General features: G+C 31.7%; 6 protein-coding genes. 4 read left to right on the forward strand and 2 right to left on the reverse strand.

The features are described from left to right. Positions 1 to 42 precede the first annotated feature (42 nt). Complete coding sequence (gene porU / locus EM932_RS19405) at positions 43 to 3,933, reverse strand: type IX secretion system sortase PorU (protein ID WP_135878868.1); 3,891 nt, start codon at positions 3,931 to 3,933, stop codon at positions 43 to 45. Positions 3,934 to 4,198: 265 nt separating this feature from the next. On the opposite strand from porU, the gene gldJ reads away from it, so the two are divergent. Further along, on the forward strand, positions 4,199 to 5,896 hold the full coding sequence (gene gldJ, locus EM932_RS19410; protein WP_211344327.1) for a gliding motility lipoprotein GldJ: 1,698 nt from the start codon (positions 4,199 to 4,201) through the stop codon (positions 5,894 to 5,896). Positions 5,897 to 5,990: 94 nt separating this feature from the next. Beyond that, on the forward strand, positions 5,991 to 7,277 hold the full coding sequence (locus EM932_RS19415; protein WP_135878870.1) for a UDP-N-acetylmuramoyl-tripeptide--D-alanyl-D-alanine ligase: 1,287 nt from the start codon (positions 5,991 to 5,993) through the stop codon (positions 7,275 to 7,277). Between the two features lie 55 nt (positions 7,278 to 7,332). Here the strand turns inward: EM932_RS19415 and EM932_RS19420 are convergent, their stop codons facing one another. Further along, positions 7,333 to 7,644, reverse strand: a complete 312-nt coding sequence (locus tag EM932_RS19420; RefSeq protein WP_135878871.1) for a helix-turn-helix domain-containing protein — start codon at positions 7,642 to 7,644, stop codon at positions 7,333 to 7,335. Between the two features lie 111 nt (positions 7,645 to 7,755). Here EM932_RS19420 and EM932_RS19425 point away from each other — a divergent pair, with 111 nt between their 5' ends. Then, positions 7,756 to 8,037 (forward strand): hypothetical protein, encoded by a 282-nt coding sequence (locus EM932_RS19425; protein WP_135878872.1) that lies wholly within the window; start codon positions 7,756 to 7,758, stop codon positions 8,035 to 8,037. Positions 8,038 to 8,145: 108 nt separating this feature from the next. Further along, a complete protein-coding gene (locus tag EM932_RS19430; RefSeq protein WP_135878873.1) occupies positions 8,146 to 8,364 on the forward strand; it encodes a hypothetical protein in 219 nt (72 codons plus the stop codon). Positions 8,365 to 8,989: the final 625 nt, after the last annotated feature.

The following is an 8,989-nucleotide window of genomic DNA, read 5'->3' on the forward strand; positions in this document are numbered from 1 at the left end:
TCTGTCTTTACCTTCAACTTAATTTAAATTTCGATCACAATATTACAATATAACGAGTTTTTCTATTTTTTCTACTTTTTTATTTAATAAGTTTGAATGAACAGTAAGTTTGTAAATATAAACTCCTTTTCCTATTTTATCTCCAAAATCATCTCTACCATCCCAAACAATGTCTCTGGATAATGAACTTGTCGTTTTAATCCCTCCCGTTGTTTGCCCATTTATTGTTCTTACCAATTTTCCTGAAACAGTGAATATCTGTATAGAAACGTCTAAAGACTCCGAACTATTGTGATTAAACCAAAATTCTGTATAATTTACAAAGGGATTTGGGTAATTAAGAACATTATTTATAACTAATTCTTGATCTTCGTCAAACACAACAAACTGAATTTCAGACACTGAAGAATTATTATAGACATCCCAAGCTTTTAATGTCAATGTATGAAGCCCTGGCTCTAAATCTCTAAAAGGAAAACTTACTACGCCTTTTTGATAATTGTCTACTTCGGTTTGATAATGATCATTGAGAACTATTGGATTCGTTTCATCTCCGTCTATTATAGCAACAATGTCATGCCCGATTCCACTTGCAGTATTAATTCCATTAGCATCTTCCATTTTAGCCAATAATGTAGGAGACTCATTGGTTATACCCCCAGACACAAAATTCTCATCATTCATATAAAGTGTAATAACAGGCCCTATATTATCTTCTGCTGCATTTTCATTAACACCTCCTATTCTAACTGTATTAACACTGGCCCCTGCTTGATCTTGAAATAATGCCTCATTCTTTGCATAAAAGCTTACTTTTCCAAATCCCACAGGAATGCCTATATCTTTAGGCACTACAAAATCAAATTCAAATTGCCCGTCTTTTACTGATGCTTGCCCTCTAAATATAATCTCTCCAAGTGTTTGAAAATTTAATCTTACCGTTTGTCCACCTGATGTAACACCATCATTGGCTAACGTTTGTCTGCTTATTGATTTATCGTATATCGTCGTAGATAGTGTTCCGTTATAATTTGTTATTAGATTTCCGGAAACATCAACCACTTCTCCTGCTAATTTCACATAGCTTAGTGCTTTTAATGTATCTGTGGCTTGAGTAATTGGTACATCATTAATTTCTGTTAATCGAATATTTGGTTCTGGAAACGCTAATTTCATGGCTGGATCACCAATAAAGAATACTAAACGTCTTTGAGGATTATTGGATATTAAGGGATCATTTTTTGTTAGCCTTAATGCTTCTGCCATAGACGGGTATTCGTAATCTTCATAAGTATCATTATCGCTATAAGAAAACAAATATTGCCCAAACTCTCTATTAAAACTAATTCCAAAATTCACAAATACCTGCCTTGTAGTTGTAATTAACCCAACGGCTCCGGCTTGTTTATTCCAGAAAGTAAATTCGCCTGCGGTTTCTCTTAGTGGGTTATCAAATTTAGTAAATTCACAAGTCACGGTTACAAAGCAATTAAGCTTACAAAAATTACGAAAATTATTAATATCTGGTTTTAATAATATCCGTTCTCCAGCCAAACCATCTTCTCCACCATGTCCAAAATAATTTACCACCAAAGCACCATTATCTATAGCATTAGCTATTTCTGTGGTCACATCTGGATACCTATCACCCCCAGCTGACGTCTCCTGCTGAAACGCATCAGAATGTATTTTTATAACATTTACAAATGGCTTTTCTTGCGTGACTCTATTTCCTATTTGGTCTGTGGTCTCCTGTAAACCTATCGGTATTTCATTATCAGGGTCATCAGATATAACCACAAAATTATTACGCCAGCTGCCTAGTGCTTCCTTTATATAATATGATTCTATTTTATCAACCATCTCCTTGGCTCGTTGTGGTGTATCTACTAACATTCTACCCACAGCGATATCTAATTTATCACTGTTGGCCATTGTACCTTCATTAGCATCCATCATACCATAAAAATCATCAGAAACGAATGAACTGGTAAGATTAAAGCTATTGTAAGAGTTCCACGAAGGGACTATATTAGTATTATTAGGAATTCTATCTTTATAATCAAAGGAAGCATCTCCAAATAAACACACATACTTTATTCTGCCCTCTGGCGAACTTGCATTATCATAAACATACTTAATCAAATTTCTAATCGCTCCTATATCTTGATTGCCCGAACTAAACTCATTATATATTTCGTCTAAGCCTAATACCTTAACATTCAAATTATATTGTGTTTTGTTTATTTGTGCTAAACGCTCTGCTTCATTAAGCGTATTATTTGGAGTCACAATAATATAATCTATGTCTTGAAATTCGCCTTGGCCATTTTGAAAAATAGTTCCTTTTATATCTTGATTATTAATAGTTGTTCTTGAGTCTATTTTTGGTTGAAAATAATCCAATGGCGTAACAGCCACATACGTTTTCAAGCTTCCCAATGTAGATGTAAAGCTAAGGCTTGAAGCCCCATCAGTATTTATATAATTAGAAACGTTGTATATATCAGTCACATCCCATACCTCAGAAACTTGCGATGCATTAGTAATATTATATTGTCCTATGCCTGATACTGAGGTAACCGCACTATTTTTAAACTGAAATTGTTTGTCTGAAAAATTTAGCTGTCGTATTGCTTCTATTGATATATAGTCCAAATAAGCTTGTGCACTTGGGTTTCCTTGATTATCAAAATTAAGTCCTACTTCTATTTTTGAACTGCTTACATCAACGTTACCAATAAACGAAGCATTTTGTGCCAAAGCAAAATCTGTAATCGCTCCCATATTTAATGTTGAAACTGCTGTTCCGTTTACTGTCAACGCTATTGAACTTGATGTCGTAGATGCAGCTGCAGTGAACACTTTTAGGTTTATTGGCTCTGAGGTAACTAAATCTGGAAAATCAAATTCAAAAGTTTTATTATTATCAACATTAAATGTATCGCCAAACCAACGTCTTCCTAAAAAAGCAATATTATGTTCGTCAATTTCATGAAACTTATAATCTTCAAACGTATTGATAACCAAATCAACTGACCCAGTAGGCTGTGTAAATTGTTGAATGCGTTTACCAGAACCTGGGCTAACATTTATATAATAATATGTCTTATCCGTATAACAATTTATATTTGTGTTACTCTCTACACTAAACTCTTTTGGGCCTTGTGCATAAAACAAGATATAATCCTCGTTATCAAAAACACCATCTTCTTCTCCAACAAACTTTATAGCATTCTCAGGAACATCAAAAGGATAAGCTATCGCATTAGAATAAGGAATCATACGTCCACCATGTCCATATAATTTTATATCTCTAGGATCTACACTGTTCACATTTACTCCTAAACGCTGCAAAAAACTTTTTGACAATCTAAAAATACCTGTTTCATCAACATAAAAACGATACCATTCTCCAGAACCTAATATCGAATTACTAATCACTTTAGATGTTTTAAAACGTTTGCTCAATGACGATATTCTATTAGTAATGGCTCCATTTCTGTAGCTTAACTGAAAAGAAACGACCTTTTTATAATTACCTCTTGAATCTTTAATAATTGGAGAAAGCTCAAAAAACGCATATTGCTTATCTCTAGCTATAGAATTTTTTAGGCTGTATTCTAATTTATTTGGAATCTTGTTTAAGTCTAAATCTTTCAAGTTAGTTTTAGAAATAGAAGTATAAACAATATTATTAATAGCTACAGAAGATTCATTTATTAATTGATTTGTCTTCCACTGGTCTATAAATAATATACCTTCTTCAAAACCATAACTAAAATTCTCATCATTAAAGGAAGGTATTTCAATGGTACGACTTCCATTAGAAATTACCTTAGATGCTTCCCAAGTAATCGTATATTTTTTTTGTTGCCCAAATAGAGCTATTGAGCAAGAAATAAACAATAAAAATAAAAAATTCTCTTTCATCGTTAAAACAACGTACTTAAAGCTGTGTTATTATTAAAAAAGTTAACAATTTAAAAAACTGCATCAAAAATACAATAATAAATTAGTAAAACATGCGTTAATACAACACAAAACAACATTGAAAAACAATAAAAACATCGTTGTAAGGTCAAAAAAATAGGGTGAAATACACTTTTTTTTGGCTAAAAAGTAAAAAAGGGCTTGTGTTATTAGGTTTAATTCTTATATTGCAGCACCAAAAATATTATTAGCTTACTTAAAAAGTATGGATATGAAAAAAGTAGTAGCATTCAAGGTTTTATTAGTTTTAGCACTAACTATAGCTTCAACTGGGTGTAAAAAATCTTCGAGTTCAAAAAATAGTTCAAGAGCTACAGGATGGCAGATTAACTCCAGAGAAGGTGGTTTTCAGTACAATACAGATTTCAGAGAACAAGAAACATCTCCTGGACTTGTATTTATTGAAGGAGGCACTTTCACTAAAGGACGTGTACAAGATGATGTCATGCATGATTGGAATAATAGTCCAACACAACAACATGTACAATCATTTTACATGGATGAAACAGAAGTAACTAACGCCATGTATATGGAGTATTTGGATTGGATAAAAAGAGTTTATCCTCCATCTGAAGAAAGCTTTAGAGCCATTTATAATGGTGCGCTTCCTGACACATTAGTTTGGAGAAACCGATTAGGTTTTAACGAAGTAATGACAGAAAATTACTTACGTCACCCAGGTTATGGAGAATACCCTGTTGTTGGAGTAAGCTGGATTCAGGCCGTTGAGTTTGCAAACTGGAGATCAGATCGTGTTAATGAGTACAACTTAGAAAGAGCTGGTTATTTAAAACGTGATGCAAAAATCCTAGATGTTAACGCAGAATCAACGTTTAGCACAGATACTTATATTAACGCTCCAACTTTAACATATGGTGGAAATGAAGAAGTCATTAATGGAGATGGACGTAATAGAAGAAATGTTAGAACAGATGCCGATGGTAATGAGTCTAATATCTATGCAACACGTGAAACTGGAATTATTTCACCTAAGTATAGACTACCAACTGAAACTGAGTGGGAATATGCTGCTTTAGGATTAAGTGAAATTAGAGATTACAACTTATACCGTGGACGTAAAAAATATCCATGGGATGGACAATACACACGTTCTGACAAGCGTAAAATTCGCGGTGATCAATTAGCTAACTTCAAGCAAGGTAAAGGTGATTATGGTGGAATTGCAGGTTGGTCTGACGATGGCGCCGACATAACTAATGCTGTTAAGTCTTACGATCCTAACGATTTTGGTTTATATGATATGGCTGGTAATGTTGCTGAATGGGTAGCTGATGTTTACAGACCTATTATAGATAGTGAATTTAACGACTTTAACTATTACCGTGGTAATGTTTATACTAAAAACGCTTTAAATGATGATGGTACTGTACAGGTCGTTACTGCTGACGATATCGTATATGATACCTTACCAAACGGAAAAGTAATCGCAAGAAACTTACCAGGTGAAATAAAACAAATTCCTATCGATGAGAATGAAACGTACCTACGTACTAACTTTGATAAGAGTGATGAAATAAACTTTAGAGATGGAGACAAACGTTCTTCTCGTTATTACGAAAGCTTTAACGATTATGAAGGTGAAGACGGTGAGAAGAAAGATTCTGATACCAGAAAAATGTACAATTCCCCAAAACATAGTGTTACCAGAGATTCTCTAGGAAATATTATCAGAGAATATGACAAAGTTAGTAACAGAACATCTTTAATTAATGATCAAGTAAGAGTATACAAAGGAGGATCATGGAAAGATAGAGAGTATTGGTTAGACCCTGCCCAAAGACGTTACTTCCCACAAGATATGGCAACTGACTATATTGGGTTTAGATGTGCAATGTCCCGTGTAGGTTCAAAATCTAAATCTAGAAATAAAACGAAAAACTAATTTCAATTATTTATAATATTATTAAAAAGTCCTAGCAAATGTTAGGACTTTTTTTATACATTTAATTTTACAAACTTAAAAAGAAACCTAACTGTTGAAAATAGAACAATTACACGAGCTTTTTTTACAATGCAGTTCTGCATGCACCGACACAAGAAAGATTAAACAAAATGACTTGTTTTTTGCTCTTAAGGGCGGAAACTTTAACGGAAATGAGTATGCCGAATTAGCTTTAAAAAACGGTGCAAAATATGCCATTATTGATGATGTATTATTTAACACAAGCCCTAAAACCATTTTGGTTAAAAATGTTCTTGAAACATTACAAAAATTAGCTTCTTATCATAGATCGTATTTAAACACACCCATAATAGCACTCACAGGTAGTAATGGTAAAACAACAACCAAAGAATTAATTAATGCTACACTATCTCAAAAATATAAAACCACGGCCACTATTGGGAACTTAAACAATCATATTGGAGTTCCTTTAACGTTACTTTCTATGACAAACAATACTGAAATTGGGATTGTAGAAATGGGTGCTAATCATCAAAAAGAAATCGCGTTTCTTTGCAATATAGCCAAGCCAGACTATGGCTATATAACCAATTTTGGTAAAGCACACTTAGAAGGTTTTGGGGGCATAGAAGGTGTTATTAAAGGGAAAAGTGAAATGTATGATTTTTTAATTAATAACCATAGAACCGTTTTTGTAAACGGGAATGACTCCATTCAAACAAATAAAACAAAAAATGCAAATACGTTTGTTTTTGGCAAAAAAAATCATGGTTTTGATATCGACATCAATTTCATCGAAGCGCTCCCTTTTGTAAAATCAGAGTACAATGAATTAGAAATAGAGAGCCAACTAATTGGCGATTATAACTTTAACAATATTGCTGCAGCTATTGCTATAGGCAACTACTTTAAAGTTGAAGATAATGATATAAAAACTGCCATTGAGAATTACACGCCTGTTAATAACCGTTCACAAATTATACAAAAAGATACTAATCGTATTATTTTAGATGCTTACAATGCTAACCCAACAAGTATGCGAGCAGCTTTATTAAATTTTGAAAAACAACCAAATTCAAAAAAAATAGCATTTATTGGAGATATGTTCGAACTTGGAAAAGAAGCTAAAAACGAGCATCAAAACATGGCTGATTTTGCAATCTCTTTAAACATAGATCAAGTCATTCTTATTGGTGAAAACTTTTTTAAGACGGAAATAAAATCGGACAGAGCCAAACAATTTATATCTTTTGAAGACTTTAAAGACAACTGGCTTAATAATTCTAAAATAAAAAATGTTTCAATACTTATAAAAGGCTCTAGAGGAATGGCTTTAGAAAGGGTTTTAGAGTTTATTTAAAAGAAATCGTTAAAAGATGTAAGGTTAATTCATGCAATTCAATTGAAGAAGGATTTCACTTTTCTTCTTCTATTTGGTCTTTCAAGTCTGCTAACAACACTTCTATTTTATCTATAATTTGATTATTAGTCAATGGTACTTTGTAAGGTGGTCTACTTTCATTCAAAATATCGTTATTTCTTAATAACCAATTAAGATCTGCTTCTGGAAACTCTTGAATTATTTTATTTAAGAAATCAATTGATACTTTTTTCCCATTAACGTATTGTGATAACTGAGAATAATTCATACCGAATTTTTCGGCTAAATCACTTAATTTATCGTACTTACTCTTAATTAATTGCTTTAATTTTTCTTCAAATACCATATTTAGAACAATTATAAATTATACTAATAAGTAAAATATTTTTTGTTTATTTAATTATTTGTATACTTTTGTATGTAAATTCACTCAATACCGTACAAATATACACAAGCTATGACAAATTTAAACAAATTATATGCATTATATGGCATAGACATACACAAAGAGCAAGAAACACTCAAAGATTTGTTAGTAAATCATCTTCCAAAAGAATATACTAGCAAGGTTATGGACAAGTTAAACACTAATGAAATTATAGTTGATTCGCAAACAGTTAGAAATACAAAAGCTGGAATTTCTAAAAATATATTAGTATTTAATGCCATTATTGAAGTCGCCAAAGAGTACAAAACAATGTCTAACCGTTTAAAAAAAAATCTAAAAAGTGATACATAGGGAAAAACATTATCAGCTCTAATATGTATTGCCCATTAGTCATAGTTTATACTATACTATTAAATATCTATAATCACCTACACTTAAATTAAAAACCTTATCTACAAAATGGCTGTAAACAAAAAATACCACAAAAGAATTGAAGAAGGCTTTAAGGATATCTTTAAAACCGAAACTCAGAAAGGAAACTTCGATGGTTTAATAACAATTGTTGAAGAACCTATGGTTAGACATCAAATTATTCAATTAGCAAAACTTTGCGAAGAAATTCCTGTTAGTGTAACACTTAAAAACACAGCTAATGGTTTATTCATTGAATTTTGGTAAATGTCTACACAACAATAACTCATCATTTGATTGTGAGCAATCAAAATTGACTATATTTTATCGAGGGAAAATAGTCAAAATAAGTCTCCTAAAGGAGACTTATTTTTTTATAATACCATTTCTTGTTTAGAATTACTGTAAAATAACGTCAGTTCGATTTAGTTTTTTTATAAAAAATAATATTAAATCAATGATTTTCAAGTGTTTGTCATTTCGACAAAGCGAAGCATGAGCCTTTCGACTTTAGTTTATGCTGAGCGTAGTCGAAGTACTCAAGATAAACTTTCGAGAAATCTCATAAAGATGGGATTCCTCCTCAATAGCTACGCTATATACGTTCAAGTAAAATATATTTTACTCTCCGTAGCGTTCGGAATGACATAGTTTCTTTATTAAAACAATTAAACAACTGATTGTTAAGTTTTAATATATCGAGCTCACGTTAAAATAATGATTTTTTGCTTTATACAAAATATAAAAATAAAGCATAGCCTAAGTTCAATGCTATTAAGTTAGTGTTGTAAATAATTGGTTTACAGTTGTTTATGTTTGTTTTTCTAGTTGTATTTTCGTATATTTATTTAATAATCAGATAGATATAAGATGCAAAAAAAACGGCTGTATT

This window comes from Flavivirga rizhaonensis (assembly GCF_004791695.1).
In the GTDB taxonomy this organism is placed as follows: domain Bacteria; phylum Bacteroidota; class Bacteroidia; order Flavobacteriales; family Flavobacteriaceae; genus Flavivirga; species Flavivirga rizhaonensis.